The following is a 20,800-nucleotide window of genomic DNA, read 5'->3' as shown; positions in this document are numbered from 1 at the left end:
ATTCACAGGTTGAAATTCCGGTACGGGCCAACCAACGCCCGAACGGCAGCCGGTATTGTGCCGTCCGCCTGTCCATAGGTGACGGATATATCACCTACCCGTTCCGAAGTAATCCCGGGTTCACGCTGTATCTGCTGAACCATTAGAACGCAGGCGTATTCGATATCGGCCGGCAATGTTGCCGCCTCGTCGCCGGTCGCATCGCTCGGCAGGATATACCCGGCAGTGTAGACTACCTGGACAGGTCTTTCGCAAAACCATCCAGGCTTACTGATCATGCCGCGGTCTTTGGCAATGGTGTATCCCTCAACGGCTGTATCACCATCGATGGATGTCACCGCTTCAATCGGGTAATTTCGCAGCAGCGCCCCGCCTTGCTGGACATCCACCCACTCCGTGAATTCAGCTCGCCCAAATGACCGGTTGCAGAACGTCTCGATAGCAGCGCTGGCCGCCGGAATCAAGATCCCGAGGAATTCATCTTCAGACGGATCAGCCCGGAGCATTGTCCGGGCTCGTTCTACCGTGGTTAGCATTGTCGTGCTTCCTTACGACGGCGTCGGTCTGTATGAGACATCTTCGATCAACTCAGCCGCGAGCAGTGTCGCCGCATTGCTGATGGCAAAAGAGAGTCCTACAAACTTGCCTTGCGGGATTGTTGCCGGGTCAATGCAGAAATCCACAACCGAGCTGCCAGCGGCCCCGGCCACTGTAGCGGTCTTGCCATTCGCTTGACGGACACCGTTGATATAAATCGGAACATCAACCGGGTAGTTTGCGGCATTCGCACCAGCTGCGTCATCTGCATAACGCAATGTGAGCGTAAGGTCTGCGGCGTTTCCCTTGGTAACGATCGCGCGGTAGGTCTGACTAATCAGACCAGGGGTAGGCGGTAGATATGCCTGTGCTGCTGCTGCGGTAGTCTGTGCGGCCAGCAACACGCGAGAACGGTAACGTTCGGCCAAATTTGTGATCATGTGTATTCCTCCCAAATTCCAAAATGATTGTATTGTCCGCCCTGGGGCGGCGCTGAACTAGGCTCTGGTCGCCAGCGAAACAAACGGACTGCGCTGATTTGGAGAATTCTTGATCGTAAGCTTCTTGCTCACCTTCGGCATGCCGTTTGCACGGAAGATGAAGCGGAAGCAGTTTTCAGCCGTCAAGAACTGAACGTGGATCGATGTCGCCGCGTCAACGCCGCCTTTGTAGGCCAGCATGTACTGCGAGAAATCGACGAAGTTAATGTCGCCTTGGGTTCCGAGCGCGGAGCAATGATCGCACTCGACGATTGCGCGCCCCCGCAGCGAATCAAGTTGACCCGCCTGCGTCGCCGGAAGATATACCGGAACGCCGCCAGTCCCAACGGGGAAGCTCAGAAAATCGAGTTGTTCATGCGAATCCGGGTGCATCAGCCAAACGCCTTTCGACTTGTCACGGGCACGGTTGTACATCTTGGAGAGATTCTCCCAGAGTATCGTTCCGGCTCCCTGTCCGGCCTCCTTTGCGACAGCAACAAGCGCCGGGCTGTTCAGGAGGCCGAGAGGTTTGCCAATGCCATCGCCCGAGCAAATCGCACTTTCAAGGGAACGCGTGATCGCCGTTTCGAACGCCCGCGTATACAGGGTGTCGATGAAGCTGGAATCACTGTCGAGCTCATACGTGGCATATGCAAACCCCATCAGCTTTTCAAGCTTAAGCTCCTTCTCCTTCAATGTCGGTTGAGATTTGGCAACCGTCGCGGCTTCCGATGCCCAATAGACACGCACTCCACCAAAAACAGAGGTGCTTACGTCCTCCTCCTCGATATCGACCCATTTGACAGCGTTCGATCCATCCTTCACCTCGTAGGAGTCTACACGGGGTAAAATGTCACCGGCCATTGCCGCCGATGCCATCATCAGACCAGCGAAATCAGTCTGTACGGCGAATCCACCATCAGAGCCGACAGCCACATTCCCACCCATAGCATTCTGGACCGTTCGAAGATTGTCCGAAATCTGACCCTGCGCAGCGAGCTTGATGTCCCGAAGCTGCTCGGTCAGATTCTTGTAAGGCTTCGGAAGAGGCTCGTTGATCGCCTCGACAACCGGCTTGTTCACCGGAGCCTTGTCCTTTGCTTCGCGACTAGCCAGATTCTGCAGGCGTTCGATCTGCTTCTCGTTGGAGTCGTATTCCTTCTCCATGTTGTCGAAGCTGGTTGCTTCTTCATCCGACAGCGTCGCCTTGTCCGCCAGAGCCCGCATATCAACGAGCAGCGCGCTCTGTCTTGCCAGCAATTTTTCCAAATTCATCGTGTGTACCTCCCGTGTACATTAACTTTTTCGCGCAATGAGACACGCTGTTGTATAGTGAGCATCCGACTATTTGCCGGAGAATCTCCTGTCTTTTCGGGCACTGCCGCTTCATTTTTGGTCTGAAGCTTCTGCCATTGCTCGAAGAACCGCTGCATAGCCGTGTTCGCGCTGTTGACGATTGCCAGACGGCTAAACGAATAGGCGTTCTGCACAGGCTCTTCTTCAGGGGCAACCTGCGCGTACAGCATGCCGTCGGCAAATCCGTCAGCCATCGCTTTCCGCGCACTCATCCATGTTTCCTCATCCATCAAGCGCGAGATTTTGTTGCGGCTGAGGCTTGTTTTGGTCTGGTAGGCGTTGACGATCGTTTCCTTGACTTCGTCAAGGACGTCCGCTGTATGCCGCATATCCTTTGCCTCACCGCTTGCACTGGACCAGGGATTATGGATCATGAGGATGCTTGCCGGGCTCATGAGCACTTCGTCGGCGGCCATAGCAATCACAGAGGCGGCGGATACAGCTTTTCCGTCGATCTTGGCCGTGACCTTACCCTTGTGCTCTTTCATGGCGTTGTAGATGCCAGCAGCTGCGAAGACGTCGCCACCCCAGCTGTCTATCCAAACCGTGATGTTTTTGCCCTGATGTTCCGCGAGCGCCTGCCGGAAGGCATTCGGCGTAGCGGCCGGTATCCCGAACCACTCGTATATCCAAGCGTCGTCATCGCTGACGATTTCGCCCTCTATGCGCAGCTCGACATCTTGATCGGGCTCGGATGCATTCTTGAATGACCAGAATGGCATTTAAGCAACTCCTTTCTCGGCGAATAGCGCCTTGATTTCTTCAAATATGGCCTTTGCTTGCGCGGTCGTTTCGGCTGTCTTGCCTGCTTCGACCATGTTCGTCGGCTCCAAATATCGGTCGCCGTTTGGTATTGGCGGCATATTTTCGAGGCGCCGGATGTCATTGACACTAAGCCAGCCCCATTGCCGGCCAATGGCATACGATTCCGCGCGGCTCTTTGCGTCACCTCGCAGGAGCGCATCGACCTTGAATTCCAAATAAAAACCGGCCATACGTTCGGCCGGAGTGAGCAGCTGCATATTCATGTTCTCTTCGATCCGTTTGAACCAGGGGAGCATCGTGTACATCACGAACTCCAGTGATTGGTGCTCGATGTTCGAAAACGTCGCGTTATCCAGGTGTTGTATAAGATGCAATGGAACCCGGTAGACCCGGGCGATATCCTGGAGCTGGAACTTCTTATTTTCGATCAGTTGCGCATCCATCGGCGTCATCACGAATGGCTGGAACTTGCCGCCACCTTCCAAAATCATCGGAGTGCCCGTCCTCTTCAGCCCTTGGTAGTTCTTCTTCATCTCCTCTTTGAAGCGAGCAAATGCAGTATCGGACATCTCGCCTTCAAAGGTAAATGCGCCTGACGGGAACGCCCCGTTGCGATAAAGGTGGACGCCGAACTGTTCGTACGACTGCCCGAGCTGAATGGCAGACGAGGCGTATGTGAGTGGCGAAACACCAATAACCCCGTCCAGACTGAGACCGGGGATATGCAGCGCTGTATCCCGCGTGAGCGTCTTCGCGACGTTCCGAGAGGATGATGATATTTTATAGATGAGCCGCAATGTCTCCGGATCGCGATCGATCGTGACCTTTTGACAAGGATACGGATAGAGTCCGACTACGCTGCCTCTTCGGTCTACGAGCTTTTCACTGACCGAATTTCCGCCGGTATTCAGCGACATCATCATCTGTTCTTTGAAATTGAACGGGCTCATTTCCTCATTCGGTCTGTAATGCAAGACGTCAAATATCCCGAGGTCGTTCCGGCTTTCTCGCCCCCCATCATCCTTTTTTCGGTACAGCAGGATAGGGACGCTGGCCGCCGTTTCGGCCAATACCCGAAGGCAGGCGAATACGACGGTGTATTTCATCGCCGTGGCCGTGCTGACGTTGCCTTGGAGAGGTATCCTAACCTCATCATCGCCGATCAGGAAGCGCTGATATGCCGCCTCGAAATCATTCGAAAACAGCAGCTTCATCCGCTGCAGAATGTTCAATTAGTCTTCACCTCCCCTCTCAGTCCAACAGACTGCGCATGCCACGCGCTTCGTAAACGTTCTTCGGCTGCTGCTCGATGACCATCGCGCGGGCCAAGGCATTTATGATTGCCGCAAGCAAGTCGATGCGCTGGCTGTCATCCTTATGCTTTTTGCTCAGCTTGATGTTTCCGTTGTTGTCGATAATCTCGACCGCGTTGGATAGGCACCAGGTCAGCAGCGGGCTGCCATCGTGGACGATAAGCCCCTTCAGAATGAGCTCACGGAAATACTTGGTCGGCTCCGAGAGTGTCTGCACACCCTGCCGGATTTCGACCGTTGTGTATCCGTCTGCGTCCATCTCCTGGGCAAAGTGCGTCGCGTTATACGGGTCATAGTCGATTTCAACGATATTCCACTTTTCGTCGAACTCCAGATCGTGGATGTGCGTCTTAATGTAGCGATAATCGGTGACGGCACCATCAGTCAGTGTGCACCACCCACCACCGGCCCAAGCCTTATACGGCACCCGGTCCGAATGTTCGTGCTTGGTCGCTGTCTCTTCCGGCATGAATCCATACGCAGTGACGGCATACAGGGGTTTGATAACGCCTTTTTCCGTCTGAATTTCTGTTTCTCCATCCAGCTTGAATACATTGCCGTCCGCCGTCAGGTCCACCCGTTTCGATAAGTCAAGTCCAACCCATGTATCACGGCCACGAACCAAACTCAAAAAGGCCTCCCGCGTCGCCGCAAGGGCCTTCCACTTGTCCATGATGCCGGACATGTATTTATTTTCGCTATCGGCCTGCCAACGATTCACTCGCTTGATGAGCCATTCCCGGATCTTATCCGGGTCACCGCTGTTGTACGCCTCGTCATGCTCCGTCCTAATTTGCCGCCGAAGCTCCTGAGAGTAGGCGTTGTCCTCCTGCAATACTGGGTTGGGTAGCGCCCATAGCTCCTCGTCGTGAGGATTGGCATCATCCGGAAGCTCACGAATCATTACGAAATACGTATCCTGCATCGGCGTCTCGCCGCGCATCATCTTGCGCAGGATGTCATACTCCTTCTTGCACGGGCTATTTTCTGCATCCTTGCCCGCTGTGCTGATAATCTGCATGAGAGATTGCAGCCGCTTGCCGAACCCTGAATAAGACACATCAAGGATTTCAGATGTCGGATGTGCATGATACTCGTCAATTACAACGAGGCAAGGGGCGCCGGAGTCCTTGTTCTTGGTATCCTTGGACAATGGTTTCAGGAGTCCTCCGCGACTTTCGTGTTCGATGTACCCGCGCTTAATCCGCAGCCGTTTCGATATCTCCGGGCTGTTCAGGCCCATTTCCCGAGCATCGCCCCATACCCGCTTGGCCTGTCCCTTATCTACGGCAGCGCAATCTACTTCGGGACTGTGTTCATACTGCCGCTTGCTCGGCTCGCCAGGCGGATAGATCGCGTCAGCGCACATGCCGTACAGCGCCAGTCCACTCATTTCAGTTGATTTTACGTTGCCCCGAGCCCGGAGGTGGAATGCCTTGCGGAACCGGCGTTGTCCGGTCTCCATATGAACCCATCCATAAACCGCGCCGAGATCGAATTTCTGAAATGGAAGCAGCTCAATGAGTTGACCGCTGAACGGACCGCGAACATGCCGGCAGCATTTTTCAAACCAATCAAATACCCTGTCGGCTCTGCTCTCATCGAAAACATACGGGAAGTCGGGCGACGCCTGGCGCTTCAAATCCGCCAAATGCCGTTGGCAGGCCAGGTACTCCATTTCGCAACTCGGTCGAATTCCTGTGATGATCTCTGCGGCGTAGCGATGAGTAGGATGCAACTCCTCCCAATCAGTCGAAGAGGTCATCTGTTCCCCCTCCGCTTCCTGCGCCGGCTACATCCGCCATCTTTTTGGCAAGCCGTGCCCGTGCCTCTGCCGTAATACCGAGCTTGCCGGCGTACTGCAATACCAGGCGTTGATACGTCTGGGCCATTTTTACTTCGGCTGAAGGGACGATTTCGCCTTTGGCGTTTCTGACCGTATAACCATTGTCTGCGATATGGAAATTCAATTCCCGGAGCTTCGCGACAAGATCGCAATAGAGTGCCAGCACCTCTTCGTCAACGGTGTCAAGGATTTCGAATTCCTTCATATCCTTGACTGTCTTGTTCCAGACCTTGCGAGCCTCTTCGCCTATCCAGTCCGGACATTTCATGGTTGTACGCTTCTTACGCTTGAGCTTCTTGGCCGCTGCCTCCCGACTTTTAACCTCCTTCTCCGTCCAATGTTTCCCGCCGCCTTTGGCACCAACCCGCATGTGATCAAAGGCGATGATCTTGTTCATGCGGCATCACCCTTCCATATATTGTATTTTTCAGGCACTATATAAAAATCGCACGGGGACATTTTTTTGCATCAGAGGGGGCGGCGGTCTCTTAAAATAAATATTTTTAGAGATTTCACCCCCCTACCCCCTGGCTTCCCGGCCAAATCCTCCATCTTTTTGTACAGTTTTAAGGCTATGGCACGGAATGCAGAGCGATTGCCAGTTGCTTCGGTTCCAGAACAGTACCGGGTCGCCCTTGTGAGCGATGATGTGATCCACTGCGCGGGCTGCTTCTACCTTGCCAACCTTCAAGCACTCCACGCATAGCGGGTGTTCCTTCAGGTATTGGTCACGCGCTACCTTCCACTTGTGACCATACCCACGGCTTGCAGCTGTACCCCTGCGCCGGTCTCGCTCCTTACGGTGCTTGTCGCAGTAACCTTTGTCTGTAAGCTCTGGGCATCCTGGCTGTCCGCATGGGCGCTTTGGTTTGCTAGGCATCTGTACTGCCGTCCATTTCGAACTTCACACATCCTTTCTCTACCGCTTGTTCGGAGATATATTGAGATACAAGCTCTCCAAATTCTTCAGGCATGCCCTGCTCTTTCGCTTTTTCAAACCCTTCCATCAATCCTTCGAACCAATCCGGCATAGTCACCTTGACCTTTAGATCAGACAACATCGTTTCTCACCCTTTCCTACAAAATAAAAAGAGCCGCTTTTCAGCGACCCAAATTTTTCCTACTATTATATAGCGCAAAATCCCAAGCGTTTGGGAATATGATGATGTGGGCAAGGATCTGCACCTTGCATGATGATATTCGCGGTATCCCGTTTGTGCCCGGTATTGCTGGAGCCTCAGTATTGCATCACCCGCAACCATTGACTACACCGCTACATTGCGTCTACCTATTCCGCCACCACATCATGTTAAACCGACACTTATTGAGGCGGCCGGCTTGCCTCCGCGATCCACACCTTCGACCGCTGCGGTCACAGCCGGAGGCCCATATACCCGTGAGCAGGTGTGGCGTATTTGCATCTTTGCTACGTTACAAATATATCATGTCTATTTGCAAGGAAGCGGCCATAAAGCGGCCAAATTCCGGACATAAAGCGGACATGATTTTTTTAATTACTCTTCCCGAAGCACGATGAGGCCGAGAGTCGAAGCCAGCCGGTAAATAGCTACTGACTTGATACGCCGGTAATGTCTCTCGCTGAAACCCAACTCTTCGGCGGCATTGTAATCCAGAACATCATCGTCATCCATGTACCGAACTTGAATCAATCGGCGCTGCCGCTCCCCGAGCCGAGATACAGCCCGTTCTGCTCGTTCAACATGCCGCCGTCGGCGCTCCATCTCGTCTGCTGCCCGAATGGCGATAGTGGCCGTTTGGTCTCCGGTAACGTTGGTCGGTCCGTGATATCGCACTTCGGGGCTCGCTGTGACGGATGGCTCGTCCGGAATGTACTCCGTTACCTTGTATTCGCGGGCTTGGAAGAGATACTTTTCAACGGCCGCCCGCGTCGCCTCCTCGTCTACCTTATATATGTCCATTACCATCTGATGGACTTTCATGCTATCAGCCCCTCATCCTCTCCGGAATAATTTTGGAATAGTTTCTGTTGGTTTTGACAACCTATCGACGTTTCCAGCGGAACTAAGACGGCCGGAATTTTGATCTTACTTTCTAGGATGCCGGTCCCACATAATAGGCCGGCTTGTCTTGTCCTTATCAACAGCCGGTGCTGGATACTTCCGGCGGATCTCCTCTAATTCGGCAGGAGAGAGGCGAGATACCTTAATTTCACCTTGCCCACCAGCTGCTAATTCCGAAGCGCGGTCCTTATTTGCAAAATGCCAATCGTTCATATCACTTTCCCACCATGCCGCTGCGGCCGCGTAGCGTTGTATGCCATCTTCTCGCTGATCGCCTGTTCCAGGTCGATGCCGTACCGCCCGCAGGCGTCCATGACGCGGATCACGATGTCGGCCAGTTCGGACGGGATGCCGCAGGGCTTATATTCGTCCGTGAGCTGCATAACAGAGTAACCATCGATCTTGTGCTGATACCATTCATCCGTTGGTGCGTGGCCGTTACGGTAATCCTCCAGCGCCTCCGACGCCTCGCTGTGGATCAGAGCGACAATCTCCCCAAAGCTCCGTTCCTCGTCCCACCAGCCTTTGCTGACGGCGTTCTCGTGTGCTGCCTTTACCAGATCATTAATGGATTTATTCATGGTTATCCTCCCTGTGGTCGATTATCGTTTTGTTTCCAGTACCAAAGCCGGCTGAACAGCTCAATCTCCTTGGTCCACTTGTCAGCCGGCTTGTCCTTTAGCCTGTCGTAGATATCCCGGTAATCAATGATTTCGCATCGTTGGACCGAATTTTCTTCGAAAAAGAAGAACATCGGCAAAACGATCAGGAAGCGTCCTGTGCCGCGCCGTCCTCTTCGTCCCATCTGTTGCGGTATTCTTCGGAGACCTCGTATGCGGTCGGCCCGGCGTCCCAGGCTTCCAGCTTCAAACCGTGTTCTTCGCCAAATTCGTGCAGGTAGAATGTCGAGAGTGTCTGAGGATCATAAATGCTCCGTACTTCCATTGCGTCGCCTTTTACCTCGACGACCAGACCCTTGATATTCACCTTGTCTCCTTCTTCGTCCAGGCCGTTGACGGAAACAACCATATTCTTCAGCCCAGGGTTGAACACCCATTCCTTAACTGCCAGTTCCATCAGTTACACACTCCTCTTCTACTTGTTCGCCCATCGCTTCACGCAGACGAATTACACTTCGTTCAATCGATTCGACGGCATAGCGCACTTCCGAACTGACCGCACCAACCAGTAGCATTTGTTCCAGCTCATCCACCCAGGCATCGCCGAACCATCCGTGACACCCGACTTTTTCAGCTACCGTCTTCAGGCGGTCATAAGCCGCTTGCGTCTTATCAAATCGCTCATGCTGCCTGCGGATTTTCGACAGTTCCTTTTCCAGATCTGCTACTTGAACCGCGATTTTGTGTTTGTAGCCCTCGGATAAATGATAGCGATCCCCTTTATCCTTGATGTATGCTTCGATCCGTTCTCTCTCGTCGCTGAAGAACGGGTGCCGTTCATTATCGAGCCGATTCATAATGATGTACATGAGCATGTTGGCTGGGATCTCGACCAATCGGTAAACTGCTTTGCGTTTGGTGTGCAGCGCCCTGGTTTCCGGATTGTAATAGATCAGGCCAACTTGCTCCGGCAACTCCGCTGGTTCAATCAACCCCTTCGGGCAGACGAATGAGAACTCATGGCACATGCCGAGGTAGCCCATCCATTTGTCGTCCCGAACGAAGTCGGATCTTTCTACCTTCACCTCATAGCCGGATATCAGCGGTTTGCTCCAGCTCTTGCGGATCGCCATGGCATCCATTTTCAGGTGATGGCGGACCGAGTGGGTCGGACCATCCTTCACTTCGGTCAGAAAAAAATCGTCCTTGTGTTTATCGGCCAAGGCTTTCTTCACCATATCCGCCCTTACTTTATGCTTGTCGCTTGCCATGTCTATTCCCCTTTCTCATGGCTGCTCTGTGATTTGAGTCAAAATGGATCTTCCGGAGGTCATCAGCGTGATTTCGCCGTGCTGCCTCATAGACCCGCAGTTTGTCCTCTTCGCTGGACCACACCCACCCCTTCCGGTTGTAATAGTCCAGGCTGGAAGGGGTGAAGTCGTTCCTGGCGATACACTCCTGGCGATCCTGTTGACCAAGTGTAGCGTGGTGGACGTACATACCATCCGACGACTCCACAACCACGGCGTAATCCACGTCTCCCCATCCCCAGCTGTAGGTATGAACCCACCCCAATATGCGGGATGGGTAGAACAGCGCCGCCAGCCTGGAGGCGGGGTCATCTTCAAAGAAGAAGAACATTACTCCTCAGAGTCCTTTTGAACGACTACCAGCATTTTCTGCATTCTTTCGATGGTTGCCGTTAATACCGCGATGCACTTCGCGGCAACCTCCGGGTCTTTGGCCTTGATGGTATTGATCGTATTCAGCGCGGCGTTGAAGCCATCCCCGGCCGTCTTGATATGGGCCTTGAACAAGGCGACGTCTTCTACTGTGTTGGATGCTGCTTTCTTGCGGAGCTGCTCCAGCTCTTGCAGTACCTCCGGAGGTGTTTCATATGCTGTTGCGGTTGTCACATCAACCGGCTTGGCCTTCAGTTCTTCTTCAAGCTCCTTGATCCGTCGTTGCGACTCGATCAGTTGCTCATTAGACTTGGCAAGGGATTCCTGCAACTCAGCAGCGGCTTCTTGCGCTTCAGCCGCCGCTCCATCGTCCCCGGAGTCCGACGCCGCTTGTGCAGCATCCAGCTGATCCTGAAGCCGTTGTACAATGGCCGCATGGTCGGCTTGTTGCTTCTCCAGCTTCTCGCGGGCCTTGCGCTCTTTCTCGGCGGTTTTTTCCGCTGCGGCCGCCACCTTCTCAGCTGCCTCCTTGTCTTTCACCGCCTGCTTGTGGGCCTTGACTGCGTCCTGGAGCTCCCGAGTGGACATGTCCTCGACATGGTTTTCGGTAGCGAATGTCTCGCGCTCCTCGGACGGAATGCCGAGCAAAGCGACCGCCTGCGTGTAGGTCAAACTTCCAAGCGCTTCGGATTTTGCATTTTCCCCAAACAAGGTGAGCTGGTCCGATCCGTACTCTTCGAAAATGCGCATGAGATTATTCGCAGTGCTTTGGCTGTAATCGACAGAGTCGGCCAGCCAGTTCCCCCATTGCCCAAACTCGATCATGCCTTTGGCCTCTACCAGCCGGCGGCCGATCTCGATACTTGCCTGGAGCATAATCCGTTGGGTCTGTTCCTTGATGCTGTTGATTTCGACGGCGATCACGTCAGCCGTCCGTAAGGACACCTGGTTCATACTGCTACCCCCTGTGTTTTGGTTTTGGATTTACTTGTTTTATTCAGAAACCGTTCTTTAAACGACTCAACGAAGGCCTGGACCTCTGGCGTTGCTTCACAGTTCCCTCTTCCTCGGCATTGCCGAATGACTCCGCCGGATATCTCCACGGCATAGAATGGCTTTTCGGGCTCTGACTTCTGCCGGATAAAGAACAAATCCGTTTTCCCGGTAGCGTAATTTCCCGTGTACCCACCAATGCAAATCTTCTGCAACGCCCCTTCGTCGAATAGTTCCTCTGAAGACGCCGCCGGCCGGATTAGGAAAACGCCGTTCTCATACCGGAATTTGTTCAGCTCAGGAAGCCGGCTCTTGATTTTGTTGTCCAACTTCTTATCACGTTTGAACTTGATCTTTTTGGATGTCTCGGCATGAGCTTTCCGGAGATCATTCGGAAACAGATACCTTTCCTCCCTGATGTTCATTCGGAGCTGCTTGCATTCATCCCGGTAATCCTTCCAGTCAGTGAGCATTGATGTTACCGTTTTGTAATGCCCATTCCGGATTTGCTTCAGCATGTACCGCAACACAGTCTGTTCGTCGGCCAACTTGACGAATGACTGGTAGAATCCTTCGTAGTACCCTTCGCTGATATCAGCCAAGATAACTGCCTCGGAAAGCGAAACCTTTCGCCCAGCTTTGCGCTGGATCTGGTAGAACCTCAATTGCTTTGGGGTTATCTCTACCCCGAGAGCGCGCGCCTCTCTCAGTTCGGCTTTGGACAAACGCAGGACTTTCGGCAAGGTACCGGCATTCCAACTTATTGCCCCCCAAGTGTTATGTTTGTAGAGCTTAGCCCAAATGAACTGCCCGAATCCGCCTTTAGTTAGGTATTCAATGCACGGATACCGTGCAGCGAGATCGAAGAATTCTGTCATGTCGGATACGTATTCAGAGTTCTTGTAGCGAGTGTATTTCTCCCATGTCGAATACTGGAATGGAGTTCCGGTAACGGCCCGCTCGATATTTTCTTTACTCATGAATCGTGGGTAATTACAAAAACCAGAAAAATGACGATCGAATGCGCTATAAGCACTCAGACGCTTTCTTTGATACCCAAAGTACAGACTCTTTCTCGGAGCAAATAGGTATTCATGACTGCAAGAGAGCTCTTTTTTCACCTGCCGGAAATCACCGCTGTAATCCCAGTGGGCAGATATGACCTGCGCCGTGATGGCTTGCGGATCGACAAGAGAGCGCTCGTACCAGACGAATACGGCTCTATCCCTCATGTAACTGCGCCCCATCCAGGCTGCCTGTACCCGACAGACCGATTTGCAATGAGGGCAAGTCGCTCGTACCAGCTGCTTGTGCTTAAGCATGGAATCTGGTACATGGGTCTTTCCACAGTGGGTGCAGTAGGCGGTCTGTATGCCGCGCTTTTGGTTAAAGAATAGATACCGGCTGTCCAACATCACTGTATCGGTTACATAATCCTGGAGCTCCTGACTGTGCGCGGCAGGGAGGTGCGTCTTGAATTCCTGGTACTCCATCATGATCCTCCTTACAATCCGAATCCGGCCAGAAGGTCGTCAAGATCAACGCCGAGGCTCTTGTCAGGAGCGGGCGGTGTTGGGGTCGCTGCCGGCGGGTCAGCAGGCGGGTCAGCAGGCGGGGCGACTGGTGCGGCCGGAACAACGATCGCCTGAGCAGAGCCCTCGATGCCGTAATATTTCCGGACCTCGGTGTACCCCTCTTCATCCGTCAACATTGCCATGCCCTTGACAGCCTTCTTCTGGGCTGCTGATTTCATGGCATCCAGACTACCGGAAATCGTCTTCTTCTCGGCCACAATCTTCTCAGCTGTGGCAGGATTGGTTTCGAGCAGCTGCAGGAGGTAATTCCCGATCAGCTGCACAAAGGGGTTGTCCTTGGCCTTCTCCATTTCATCCTTCAACTTCTTAACAGCTTCATCCATTCTCGGTACCTCCCATATCCACGCCTGGAGCGTGTCTAAGTTAAATTTTGCGCCGCAGACGCGGCATTCGCGGATCATCACATGATCGATATATAAGAGCTTGAAGCTTGTCTGCCCGCAGCAAAAGCAGTGCCCCGGCAGTTCTCGCGCTGGCATGGGCTTTATCTCGTCGCCTTCGCAGGCCGGGCATAGGATAACGTCCTTGCCTCTCCTCCGGACTGGCTTGGGTGCCTTACCTTCCCAGCCACAGGGGCAATAGTGCCAGTGTCGGCCCCGGGAAAGGTAGCTCATTTCCGACCCGCCTCCTGTGCCTTACGGTCCTTGATTTCGTTGGCCAAACGCATCATTTCGGCAAACTCTTCTTCGGATACGGCGCCCGTCTGGCCGTCATCTACTGCCATTTCGATTTTCGGTTTTCCGCCCGCCCCGCCGCCGGAACCCTTATTCGTCGCAGGATTCCGCTTCGACTCGTTCATCTGGATGAGTAAAGTTGAGTATTTTTCGCGGAACGTCTCGGCGCTCAGAACGTTTTTCCGCCAAAACCGGTCCGTGACTACCCATTCCATGACGGCAGCTATCTGCTGTTGATCCTTCTGGCGGTCCAGCTCCACCAATTTCCGCATGTCATCGGCCCAGCTCTGCATGTTGGCCCTCGGAATCAGTGTCTCTACCCCTTCGGCCTTTGCCAGCGCATCCAGCTGCGCCTTAAAATGCATCGCCATGCGCATGTACAGGCTGTCTGGCGCGTATTCCGGCTTTTTCCGCCCCTTTTTACCCGGTTTTTCCGGTTCGCCTGGCTCGTCCGGCGCTGCCGGTTTGTCGGCGGTCGGTTCGGATTTCGGGTCTTGATCTTGGTTTGGGTCTGGTTGTTGGTCTGCATGACCGTGTATCTTTGAATCTTTTTGTAAATCTAAATCTTTCTCTATATCTAAATCTTTATCTATAGAGTGGACATCTGGCGGAACTCCGCTGGATGTCTCATGGATGTCCGCAGGATGTCCTTCGGACTTCCGTTGGACATCCTGCGGATTCCCCTTTTTCTCCTCCCGCTTCCTTCTGGCGTCTGCCTTGCGTTGAGCATCCTTTTTCCGGGCCTCGATGATCTGGCCGCCGATCTCATGCCAGTCAACAATCTCGCGTCCCTCCATGGTTTTTGCCACATATCCCGCATCGATTAAGGCGGCAAGAAGCACTTCCGGATCACCGCCGAAATGAACCGCTTCGGCAATATCGATAGCCTCGTACTGGCTGATGTCTCCATTAGGCGCCCAATCCAGAGCCCACCACCAAAACATGTGCAGGGACCCCACGGCGGTCGGGGTGTCCATGCCGGTTGCGCGGCAAAGCTTGCGTGTTTTGGGGTCTCTGTCGGTCGCCTGATAGCTCTTTATCCATAACATTAATGCTGTTCACCCGCTCCCTACTTGGACATGCCCGGACTTTTCCCGGACATCCCATGGACATCCGCACGATGTCCGGTTGTTATCCGCTGGATGTCCGCCGGACGTCCGGCGGACACGCTACGCGCCCTACTTCCAATATTTCCGGCCTTCCCCGGCCGTGTAGTAAAGAATGAGTTCACCTTGCTTGGCCCGCCGCCATTTCCTGCCTTCAGCCGTGTTGTCTGCCCAATGGTGGCAAGTCCCCGTCTCGGTGCTGGGTCCGCAAAGGACGAGGATATCCCACGGCTTGCTGCCGCCGCCCCCTTGGCTGGCGTTAACGGCATGGGCGCGCTCGAACCAGCCTTTCGGTACGCTGACGCCGCAGCGCTCGCAGCAAAGATATCCAGTGCCGGCAGAGGCCCGGCGTTTTGCCTCCTTGCTGGCCTTGTTCGTGATTCGGGTATGCTGGCCGCGTTTGGGCTTGCGACGGCTGTGCTGTGGCTTGGGGCAGGGTAGAAATTCAAAGTTTCCCATCTGATCCACCGTCCTTTTCTAAAAACTTGATGGCCCGAACAATCCGGTCATATCGTCTCCGGTCGCGTGTCCACACCGGCAGATTCATGGCCCGAAAAAAGAGCTTGTCCCTCTCTGCTCGAAGCTCTTCGAGGGTTGGGACTTTCCTCTCTCGTCTATCCGTTTACACCGCCCCCTATGTGCATATCTTGGCGCACTCTCATGCGCAGCTCGTAAATCTTCTCCCGGACAGAATCAAGTTCATTGCGCCATAGCATCTTACGGCCGTAGGCTTCTGCCTCTTGCGTCCGGAGATCCATTACCGCCAGCTCGGCGGCCAGTGTCTTATCCCCTTTAGGCGCTTGTGCCTTGGTGAGTGCGTGGGTGTTCTGGCGCAAGGCGTGAAGCCGGGCGTACTCGGCGTCCATATGAGCCGATATCCGGCCCATGTACATGTGAGCGGCTGTGAGTAACCGGACAATCTCAACCATGGCGCCAGGCGCGTCCTCGTCGTAGGCTTCAGCCTGAAGGCGGAAAGAACGGATATCATCGATGTACTGTTGCAGCTGTTGATCCGTCATTTCTTGGCCTTCTTCTTCCGCTTGAAGCTCTTTTTCTTTGGCGGGTCCGGATGGATCGAACTTGCATCCTCGGCTTTAAGCTGCCTCCGGGTCTCGGTAATATCGCTCTCAATCTCTTCTGACCGAGAGCGGTGTTCCTGGTAGTAGGCGGACTGCTTAAGGTATAGCCGGCGGAGTCGCAGGCGCAGCTCCGTACGATCCGGGGATGTGATGCGCGGCATTGCTATCACCCCCAGTCCGTGGTACTCTTGCTTTAAATGTGATTTTCCATGTGTGCGGCCGTCCGGCTCCTACCCCGGATGGCCGTTTTTCGTATGCTTCGAGCAGCAGATCACGGTACTGCTCGTATCCCCGCTGGGCGTTCGCCCGAGCCTGCTGCAGCCCCTCTGCCTCTGCGACATCACGGAGAGCCAGGTAAAATGCGCAGACGCTCCGCAGCATGTTGACCGTTATTTTCACGTGTTATCACTCCTTCGTAGGGTTTCATACTTAAGCTGTCGAATACTGGTATTGTCTCGTCGTATCAAGGCGGAATCTTCCGGGCAGAAGGGAGTGATGCGTCTTCTTCTTTTTCTTCTTTTTTGAAGACGGTTTTTCAAAGCGGTTAGTGGCCACTATGGAAAATCGCGGAATTGACGCTCGTTTGCTTTCCCAGATCACTGGCGTTTCGACCTCCACAGTTGAACGCTGGATCGAAGGAAAGTTTGAACCTAGACATAAGAATCTAATGCGCATAGCCGACGCACTAAATATCTCTACCGATTACCTGACAGGCAGAACCTAATTTAATGGCCCGGAAGGTTCCGCCTTGATACGACCTGACTCAGACTATATAAAATCTGAAGTACCAAGTGCGTTTGCAATCTTTTGAATATTCCTGAACGATATACCTATGTTTCTATTGAAAATGCCGTAGATCGTACTCACCGGTACTCCACTTTCTTTGCTGAGCCGATACCTCGTCCACCCTTTTTGCTTTAAAATTTCATTTAGACGATAAGACAGGCTTTCTTCCTCCCTCGTTCCCTCGGATAGAGCGCCGCCAGATAAAGCATTGATATCACTTTGCATCTGTATCACCTCCTTCTACGCCGAAGTTTGCGATACACTACCTCTTAGGCAGAACCTAATATAACGGCCCTACAGTGCAGCAGATTCTTCGTTTTCCCTCGATATATCTGCTTGTCCGAGAAGTTCTTCCATCCGGTTGGTTCCTGCTGATGTAAAAATAACAATCGCTTGGGAATCTCCGAATTCGTCGGTTCCCTCTAACCAGACACCGAACTGATTTTCCCGGAATTTAACCGGCAGCTGGCGCTCGGCCGTTATGCCGGTATTCGGGTCCTTTGCAATGATTGTGATGATGTCGGCTTGTATGGTTGATGGTTGGTGATTGGGTACGATAGATAATGACATGTTGTATCCTCCTAATTTTTGGAACATTGTGAATCGTGGCGCGTATAAAGCTGTCAATGAACGGTAATGATGAGGAATAATCACTTCGGTTGCTCACTTAACCAGGTCTCCAAAAACTGCCTCGTCTCTCGGGCTGGGAACAACCACTTACCGCCGACCTTATGCTTCGGGAAACGAGAGTCGAAGAAGAATAGACTCTGAATCGTATTCCAGCTCAGACAAGTTCTACGCATGAGTTCCCGAGTGTCCCAGAACACGAATTCTGCATCAATTTCCTTGGTGACTTGCTCGATCCGCTCTCGGCATAACCGCATCACTTCGGAGTGATCAACTGAGACTGATAAAAGTTTGTCCAAGACTACACCTCCCGTTCCTTTTTAGGAACATCGACTTCAAAAAAATATTCCATCGGAATGCCAAATTGTCGAGAAAGAACTCGAGCTTCCCCTAAAGAGAAGTCACCTCCGGTCCCGTTCAGTTTTTGGTTAATGGCGCTGCTTCTCTTGCCGATCACCTCCCCTACCTCACTTTGAGGGATGTTCCGTTCCAAAAGAAATACTTTTATTTTTGTGTAAGGTTCCCTCCGTCTATTCGCATTTGGAGACATTCCCGCCATGATGTGACCTCCTTCTGTTCCGTTTTAGGAACAACATCAGATTATACCAGTCCTTTTTTTCTGTCAACTCATTTTGTTCCTGTTAAGGAAATAAATATTATGCATATGTTGCATTTGTGGAACAAGACCTGTATTATATTAGTAGAACGTAATATGCGAGGGAGCGAAGGTTGATGTTTGGTGATGTGTTAAGGAAATTGAGACAAGAACGCAAACTAAATATGGACGAATTTGTGAAGCAAATTAATCAGAAGTACAATATGACGTTCAGCAAGAGCATGGTGTCCCGATGGGAAAATAATCTTACTGATCCACGAATGGAGTCTGTGAGAGTAATTGCCGATTTTTTCGAAGTGTCGATGGATGATTTGCTCGAACTAAATACCGATCAGGATCATAGCCTGAAGGAATTCGAATCCTATATGGCCAACCCTGAACACGATCTATTTTTCAAAGAACTTATGGGTGCTCCTGAAGAAAGAATCGAGGACCTAAAAAAAGTCTGGGAGATCATTAAGCGGTCATCCGAATCCGAAGATAAATAAAAAAATCCGTGGCATCAGCTCATGGGCTGGTTCTACGTACTTATACATACGAACATACATTCCCTATATGGAGGTTGCTATGAAACATTACAGAAACACCCACCTAGAAGACTACGCGGAACACCTTTACATACAACATGACATTACATCACCCGAACAAATAACCGTTTCTGAAATCAGCAAACGAATGGGGATTATTATTGAATTTACAGACGTTCGCTTTTTGAGAGGGGCTTCTTTCAGAACGTTGTCTGGAAACCCAATTATCCTTTTAGACAAATCCCGCTCATTCCAAGATCAGCGTATCGACTTCTTCCACGAACTCGGTCATCTTTTGCTTCATATTGGCAATCAGCTTGTAATGCCTGAACCGTTTATCAAATATCAAGAAGAAAGTGCTGAGCAGTTCGTTCTATACGCCCTAATGCCTTTCAGTATGATCAAGCGATTGGAGCTCTCTCCGGACCGCCAACAAGCCATAACCCAGTTGGCTGAAACGTTTGTAGTTGGGAGAGAGCTTGCCAGCAAACGCTATGATCAAATTTTGCGTCGCGAGTTCGAAGGCACTGTAATGGCAGAGACAGCTGCAGCGTACATCCCTGGAAAGGAGGTGGAACTTATTAATCCAAGCGAACCACAATTTTCAGTCTATTACGACCCATCCGGAACATTGGACGGGCCGTCGCAGATGGTTGTGATTTTAGACGAATGGACCCTAATGAACTGCCGAGAGATTGAGCTTCCGATCGGCGAACGTTTGCCGGAGATTGACCAGGATGAAATGCAGACTTTCGATGGTATTGCTGTTCATCAAGGGGATGTGGTTTCTTTCGATGGTCGTGTTACGCTGCAAGTGCATGAACTGTTATTTCGACACGGACTAACCCGCAGGAAGTTCATTATCCATATGCACAGCGTGGATATGCTGATGGCTCGGGACCAAGCGATGTCCCGTAGATTGGATTGGTAAGGAGGAATTGGCGTGGCATATTTCCGAAAGCGAGGCGCAAAGTGGGAGTACCGAGTAAATTACACAGACAAGAAGACTGGAGAACAGAAGGTAGCTTCAAAGAGCGGATTCTCAACGAAGGCTGAAGCAAAGTTGGCCGCCGCGGCCATTGAACTGGATTTGGCTTACTACGGTTTCCTGCCAGACGGAAAAGAATTAGTCAGCAAATTTTTCGAAAAATGGCTGGAGGTATACAAAAAGCCCAACGTAAAGCCCATCACATACTCCGTTCAGGAGCAGAATGTAAGGCTTAATATCTTACCGCGCTGGGGTAAATTACAGATGAAGGATGTGAACAGAAATGAGTATCAGGAATGGATAAATGAGCTGCGGTTGAATTACAGCGAGGGGACTGTCCGGAGAATTCACAGCATAATGAGCAGCGCGATGAACGATGCGGTCCATGACTTTAACATTCTTCGCGAGAACCCCCTGCTGAAGATCAAGATTCCAAAGGACACCACCGGAACAGGAAAGGTGAAATATTTCACTCGCGAACAATTGAATCAATTCCTGAAGGCGGCGAAGCCTGTAAAGAATTCAAAATACAAAGAGTCAATGCAGTATTCAGCGCTGTTCACTTTATTGGCCCGGACCGGGTTGCGGATCGGCGAAGCCCTCGCATTGACATGGGATGATATCGACTTTGAAAAACAGCTGCTAAGCGTAAATAAGACGCTTGTTTATCCCTTGAACTCAACCCCTTACATTTCAACGCCGAAATCAAAGACAAGCGGCAGAACAATTAAACTTGATACGCCAACCGTTCAAATTATGAAACGTCAACGAATTAACCAGAAAGAGGTGGCCCTGCGGTATGAGAACTATAAGCCAGCCAAAGATAACATTGTTTTCTCGCAACACGATGGACGATGGCTTCGAACAAACGTTGTCCGGGACTACTTCAAGACTGTGTGTAAGCGCGAAGGTATTCCCATCTTGTCACCTCACGCACTGCGGCATAGTCATGCAGTTCATCTGCTTGAAGCTGGCGCAAATATAAAATACGTGTCCGAGCGTCTTGGACATAAAAGTGTCAAGATCACAGCGGACACGTATTTGCATGTCACTCAAAAGATTGAAGACGACGCACTCTCCCTTTATGAAAGGTACGTCAAATAGTATCAAAATTACAGCAACGGACAAGAAACGGACAAACCACTAAAAACCACGATATGAAACCCCGG

29 protein-coding genes are annotated in these 20,800 nt (G+C 52.1%); 4 read left to right on the top strand and 25 right to left on the bottom strand.

The genetic code is table 11. From position 1 onward, the window contains the following. Positions 1-2: 2 nt before the first annotated feature. From PSTEL_RS09190 to PSTEL_RS27560, 21 genes are all read right to left on the bottom strand, one after another. On the bottom strand, positions 3-536 hold the full coding sequence (locus tag PSTEL_RS09190) for a head-tail connector protein (RefSeq protein ID WP_038694758.1): 534 nt from the start codon (positions 534-536) through the stop codon (positions 3-5). Positions 537-548: 12 nt separating this feature from the next. Continuing rightward, on the bottom strand, positions 549-977 hold the full coding sequence (locus PSTEL_RS09185; RefSeq protein ID WP_038694756.1) for a hypothetical protein: 429 nt from the start codon (positions 975-977) through the stop codon (positions 549-551). Positions 978-1,034: 57 nt separating this feature from the next. Then, on the bottom strand, positions 1,035-2,291 hold the full coding sequence (locus PSTEL_RS09180; protein WP_038694754.1) for a phage major capsid protein: 1,257 nt from the start codon (positions 2,289-2,291) through the stop codon (positions 1,035-1,037). Beyond that, positions 2,288-3,094, bottom strand: a complete 807-nt coding sequence (locus PSTEL_RS09175; RefSeq protein WP_038694752.1) for a head maturation protease, ClpP-related — start codon at positions 3,092-3,094, stop codon at positions 2,288-2,290. The genes PSTEL_RS09180 and PSTEL_RS09175 overlap by 4 nt, the downstream gene beginning before the upstream one ends. Continuing rightward, entirely contained in the window at positions 3,095-4,369 is a 1,275-nt protein-coding gene (locus tag PSTEL_RS09170) for a phage portal protein (RefSeq protein ID WP_218917579.1), read from the bottom strand. Positions 4,370-4,388: 19 nt separating this feature from the next. Next, positions 4,389-6,215, bottom strand: a complete 1,827-nt coding sequence (locus tag PSTEL_RS09165) for a terminase large subunit (protein WP_052098309.1) — start codon at positions 6,213-6,215, stop codon at positions 4,389-4,391. Continuing rightward, the gene (locus tag PSTEL_RS26170; protein WP_052098308.1) at positions 6,199-6,693 is read right to left on the bottom strand and encodes a phage terminase small subunit P27 family; all 495 of its coding nucleotides are present in this window, start codon (positions 6,691-6,693) and stop codon (positions 6,199-6,201) included. Before PSTEL_RS26170 ends, PSTEL_RS09165 begins: the two co-directional genes overlap by 17 nt. A 123-nt stretch (positions 6,694-6,816) precedes the next feature. Then, the gene (locus PSTEL_RS26880; protein WP_038694750.1) at positions 6,817-7,176 is read right to left on the bottom strand and encodes an HNH endonuclease; all 360 of its coding nucleotides are present in this window, start codon (positions 7,174-7,176) and stop codon (positions 6,817-6,819) included. Further along, complete coding sequence (locus PSTEL_RS09150; RefSeq protein WP_038694748.1) at positions 7,169-7,357, bottom strand: hypothetical protein; 189 nt, start codon at positions 7,355-7,357, stop codon at positions 7,169-7,171. Before PSTEL_RS09150 ends, PSTEL_RS26880 begins: the two co-directional genes overlap by 8 nt. Before the next feature lie 453 nt (positions 7,358-7,810). Further along, positions 7,811-8,257 (bottom strand): ArpU family phage packaging/lysis transcriptional regulator, encoded by a 447-nt coding sequence (locus PSTEL_RS09145; protein WP_038694746.1) that lies wholly within the window; start codon positions 8,255-8,257, stop codon positions 7,811-7,813. Positions 8,258-8,362: 105 nt separating this feature from the next. Beyond that, positions 8,363-8,551 (bottom strand): hypothetical protein, encoded by a 189-nt coding sequence (locus PSTEL_RS09140; RefSeq protein WP_038694745.1) that lies wholly within the window; start codon positions 8,549-8,551, stop codon positions 8,363-8,365. Further along, a complete protein-coding gene (locus PSTEL_RS09135; protein WP_038694744.1) occupies positions 8,548-8,919 on the bottom strand; it encodes a nucleoside triphosphate pyrophosphohydrolase family protein in 372 nt (123 codons plus the stop codon). Before PSTEL_RS09135 ends, PSTEL_RS09140 begins: the two co-directional genes overlap by 4 nt. Positions 8,920-9,103: 184 nt before the next feature. Continuing rightward, the gene (locus PSTEL_RS09130; protein WP_038694743.1) at positions 9,104-9,415 is read right to left on the bottom strand and encodes a hypothetical protein; all 312 of its coding nucleotides are present in this window, start codon (positions 9,413-9,415) and stop codon (positions 9,104-9,106) included. Further along, positions 9,399-10,229, bottom strand: coding sequence for a hypothetical protein (locus PSTEL_RS09125; RefSeq protein ID WP_038694742.1), 831 nt, complete (start codon positions 10,227-10,229; stop codon positions 9,399-9,401). Before PSTEL_RS09125 ends, PSTEL_RS09130 begins: the two co-directional genes overlap by 17 nt. A 369-nt stretch (positions 10,230-10,598) precedes the next feature. After that, on the bottom strand, positions 10,599-11,594 hold the full coding sequence (locus PSTEL_RS26165; RefSeq protein WP_052098307.1) for a DUF3102 domain-containing protein: 996 nt from the start codon (positions 11,592-11,594) through the stop codon (positions 10,599-10,601). After that, the gene (locus PSTEL_RS09110; protein WP_084064895.1) at positions 11,591-13,129 is read right to left on the bottom strand and encodes a PcfJ domain-containing protein; all 1,539 of its coding nucleotides are present in this window, start codon (positions 13,127-13,129) and stop codon (positions 11,591-11,593) included. Before PSTEL_RS09110 ends, PSTEL_RS26165 begins: the two co-directional genes overlap by 4 nt. Before the next feature lie 8 nt (positions 13,130-13,137). Next, the gene (locus PSTEL_RS27880) at positions 13,138-13,551 is read right to left on the bottom strand and encodes a Cas9 inhibitor AcrIIA9 family protein (RefSeq protein WP_052098306.1); all 414 of its coding nucleotides are present in this window, start codon (positions 13,549-13,551) and stop codon (positions 13,138-13,140) included. A 287-nt stretch (positions 13,552-13,838) separates the two neighbouring features. Beyond that, entirely contained in the window at positions 13,839-14,951 is a 1,113-nt protein-coding gene (locus PSTEL_RS26155; RefSeq protein ID WP_052098305.1) for a phage replication protein O, read from the bottom strand. Positions 14,952-15,080: 129 nt separating this feature from the next. Then, positions 15,081-15,467, bottom strand: a complete 387-nt coding sequence (locus PSTEL_RS27565; protein WP_038694739.1) for a hypothetical protein — start codon at positions 15,465-15,467, stop codon at positions 15,081-15,083. Between the two features lie 155 nt (positions 15,468-15,622). Beyond that, a complete protein-coding gene (locus PSTEL_RS09085; protein ID WP_038694738.1) occupies positions 15,623-16,027 on the bottom strand; it encodes a hypothetical protein in 405 nt (134 codons plus the stop codon). 156 nt (positions 16,028-16,183) lie between these two features. Next, positions 16,184-16,486: a hypothetical protein gene (locus PSTEL_RS27560; protein WP_156995830.1), complete on the bottom strand. Its 303-nt coding sequence runs from the start codon at positions 16,484-16,486 to the stop codon at positions 16,184-16,186. A gap of 157 nt (positions 16,487-16,643) precedes the next feature. On the opposite strand from PSTEL_RS27560, the gene PSTEL_RS28940 reads away from it, so the two are divergent. Beyond that, the gene (locus PSTEL_RS28940; protein WP_084064889.1) at positions 16,644-16,811 is read left to right on the top strand and encodes a helix-turn-helix domain-containing protein; all 168 of its coding nucleotides are present in this window, start codon (positions 16,644-16,646) and stop codon (positions 16,809-16,811) included. Between the two features lie 44 nt (positions 16,812-16,855). Here PSTEL_RS28940 and PSTEL_RS09075 read toward each other — a convergent pair whose 3' ends face one another. From PSTEL_RS09075 to PSTEL_RS09060, 4 genes are all read right to left on the bottom strand, one after another. Next, positions 16,856-17,098 carry a helix-turn-helix domain-containing protein gene (locus PSTEL_RS09075; protein ID WP_038694736.1) on the bottom strand — a complete coding sequence of 81 codons (243 nt, stop codon included), beginning with the start codon at positions 17,096-17,098 and terminating at the stop codon, positions 16,856-16,858. Between the two features lie 69 nt (positions 17,099-17,167). Continuing rightward, positions 17,168-17,443: a hypothetical protein gene (locus tag PSTEL_RS09070; RefSeq protein WP_038694735.1), complete on the bottom strand. Its 276-nt coding sequence runs from the start codon at positions 17,441-17,443 to the stop codon at positions 17,168-17,170. Positions 17,444-17,523: 80 nt separating this feature from the next. Next, the gene (locus PSTEL_RS28390; protein WP_038700479.1) at positions 17,524-17,757 is read right to left on the bottom strand and encodes a group-specific protein; all 234 of its coding nucleotides are present in this window, start codon (positions 17,755-17,757) and stop codon (positions 17,524-17,526) included. A 44-nt stretch (positions 17,758-17,801) separates the two neighbouring features. Then, positions 17,802-18,059 (bottom strand): helix-turn-helix transcriptional regulator, encoded by a 258-nt coding sequence (locus PSTEL_RS09060; protein ID WP_218917578.1) that lies wholly within the window; start codon positions 18,057-18,059, stop codon positions 17,802-17,804. A gap of 173 nt (positions 18,060-18,232) precedes the next feature. Here PSTEL_RS09060 and PSTEL_RS09055 point away from each other — a divergent pair, with 173 nt between their 5' ends. From PSTEL_RS09055 to PSTEL_RS09045, 3 genes are all read left to right on the top strand, one after another. Further along, complete coding sequence (locus PSTEL_RS09055; RefSeq protein ID WP_038694734.1) at positions 18,233-18,604, top strand: helix-turn-helix domain-containing protein; 372 nt, start codon at positions 18,233-18,235, stop codon at positions 18,602-18,604. A gap of 79 nt (positions 18,605-18,683) precedes the next feature. Further along, positions 18,684-19,574, top strand: a complete 891-nt coding sequence (locus PSTEL_RS26145; RefSeq protein ID WP_052098303.1) for an ImmA/IrrE family metallo-endopeptidase — start codon at positions 18,684-18,686, stop codon at positions 19,572-19,574. A gap of 12 nt (positions 19,575-19,586) precedes the next feature. Further along, a complete protein-coding gene (locus PSTEL_RS09045; RefSeq protein ID WP_038694733.1) occupies positions 19,587-20,735 on the top strand; it encodes a tyrosine-type recombinase/integrase in 1,149 nt (382 codons plus the stop codon). The last annotated feature ends 65 nt before the right edge of the window (positions 20,736-20,800 follow it).

It is taken from the genome of Paenibacillus stellifer, assembly GCF_000758685.1.
GTDB lineage: Bacteria > Bacillota > Bacilli > Paenibacillales > Paenibacillaceae > Paenibacillus_AQ > Paenibacillus_AQ stellifer.
Note: the sequence above shows the minus strand (reverse complement) of the source record. Positions and strands in the feature narration are given on the sequence as shown.

Coding starts and splice junctions, on each gene's coding strand:
- PSTEL_RS26170 (WP_052098308.1), bottom strand. CDS start 6,693: ATGAACAAGATCATCGCCTTTGATCACATGCGGGTTGGTGCCAAAGGC.
- PSTEL_RS09185 (WP_038694756.1), bottom strand. CDS start 977: ATGATCACAAATTTGGCCGAACGTTACCGTTCTCGCGTGTTGCTGGCC.
- PSTEL_RS27565 (WP_038694739.1), bottom strand. CDS start 15,467: ATGGGAAACTTTGAATTTCTACCCTGCCCCAAGCCACAGCACAGCCGT.
- PSTEL_RS09135 (WP_038694744.1), bottom strand. CDS start 8,919: ATGAATAAATCCATTAATGATCTGGTAAAGGCAGCACACGAGAACGCC.
- PSTEL_RS26880 (WP_038694750.1), bottom strand. CDS start 7,176: ATGCCTAGCAAACCAAAGCGCCCATGCGGACAGCCAGGATGCCCAGAG.
- PSTEL_RS09075 (WP_038694736.1), bottom strand. CDS start 17,098: ATGCAAAGTGATATCAATGCTTTATCTGGCGGCGCTCTATCCGAGGGA.
- PSTEL_RS26165 (WP_052098307.1), bottom strand. CDS start 11,594: ATGAACCAGGTGTCCTTACGGACGGCTGACGTGATCGCCGTCGAAATC.
- PSTEL_RS28390 (WP_038700479.1), bottom strand. CDS start 17,757: ATGCGGTTATGCCGAGAGCGGATCGAGCAAGTCACCAAGGAAATTGAT.
- PSTEL_RS09060 (WP_218917578.1), bottom strand. CDS start 18,059: ATGGCGGGAATGTCTCCAAATGCGAATAGACGGAGGGAACCTTACACA.
- PSTEL_RS09085 (WP_038694738.1), bottom strand. CDS start 16,027: ATGACGGATCAACAGCTGCAACAGTACATCGATGATATCCGTTCTTTC.
- PSTEL_RS09125 (WP_038694742.1), bottom strand. CDS start 10,229: ATGGCAAGCGACAAGCATAAAGTAAGGGCGGATATGGTGAAGAAAGCC.
- PSTEL_RS26155 (WP_052098305.1), bottom strand. CDS start 14,951: ATGTTATGGATAAAGAGCTATCAGGCGACCGACAGAGACCCCAAAACA.
- PSTEL_RS28940 (WP_084064889.1), top strand. CDS start 16,644: ATGGAAAATCGCGGAATTGACGCTCGTTTGCTTTCCCAGATCACTGGC.
- PSTEL_RS09130 (WP_038694743.1), bottom strand. CDS start 9,415: ATGGAACTGGCAGTTAAGGAATGGGTGTTCAACCCTGGGCTGAAGAAT.
- PSTEL_RS09140 (WP_038694745.1), bottom strand. CDS start 8,551: ATGAACGATTGGCATTTTGCAAATAAGGACCGCGCTTCGGAATTAGCA.
- PSTEL_RS27880 (WP_052098306.1), bottom strand. CDS start 13,551: ATGGATGAAGCTGTTAAGAAGTTGAAGGATGAAATGGAGAAGGCCAAG.
- PSTEL_RS09165 (WP_052098309.1), bottom strand. CDS start 6,215: ATGACCTCTTCGACTGATTGGGAGGAGTTGCATCCTACTCATCGCTAC.
- PSTEL_RS09190 (WP_038694758.1), bottom strand. CDS start 536: ATGCTAACCACGGTAGAACGAGCCCGGACAATGCTCCGGGCTGATCCG.
- PSTEL_RS09150 (WP_038694748.1), bottom strand. CDS start 7,357: ATGTTGTCTGATCTAAAGGTCAAGGTGACTATGCCGGATTGGTTCGAA.
- PSTEL_RS09175 (WP_038694752.1), bottom strand. CDS start 3,094: ATGCCATTCTGGTCATTCAAGAATGCATCCGAGCCCGATCAAGATGTC.
- PSTEL_RS09180 (WP_038694754.1), bottom strand. CDS start 2,291: ATGAATTTGGAAAAATTGCTGGCAAGACAGAGCGCGCTGCTCGTTGAT.
- PSTEL_RS26145 (WP_052098303.1), top strand. CDS start 18,684: ATGAAACATTACAGAAACACCCACCTAGAAGACTACGCGGAACACCTT.
- PSTEL_RS09070 (WP_038694735.1), bottom strand. CDS start 17,443: ATGTCATTATCTATCGTACCCAATCACCAACCATCAACCATACAAGCC.
- PSTEL_RS09055 (WP_038694734.1), top strand. CDS start 18,233: ATGTTTGGTGATGTGTTAAGGAAATTGAGACAAGAACGCAAACTAAAT.
- PSTEL_RS09110 (WP_084064895.1), bottom strand. CDS start 13,129: ATGATGGAGTACCAGGAATTCAAGACGCACCTCCCTGCCGCGCACAGT.
- PSTEL_RS09145 (WP_038694746.1), bottom strand. CDS start 8,257: ATGAAAGTCCATCAGATGGTAATGGACATATATAAGGTAGACGAGGAG.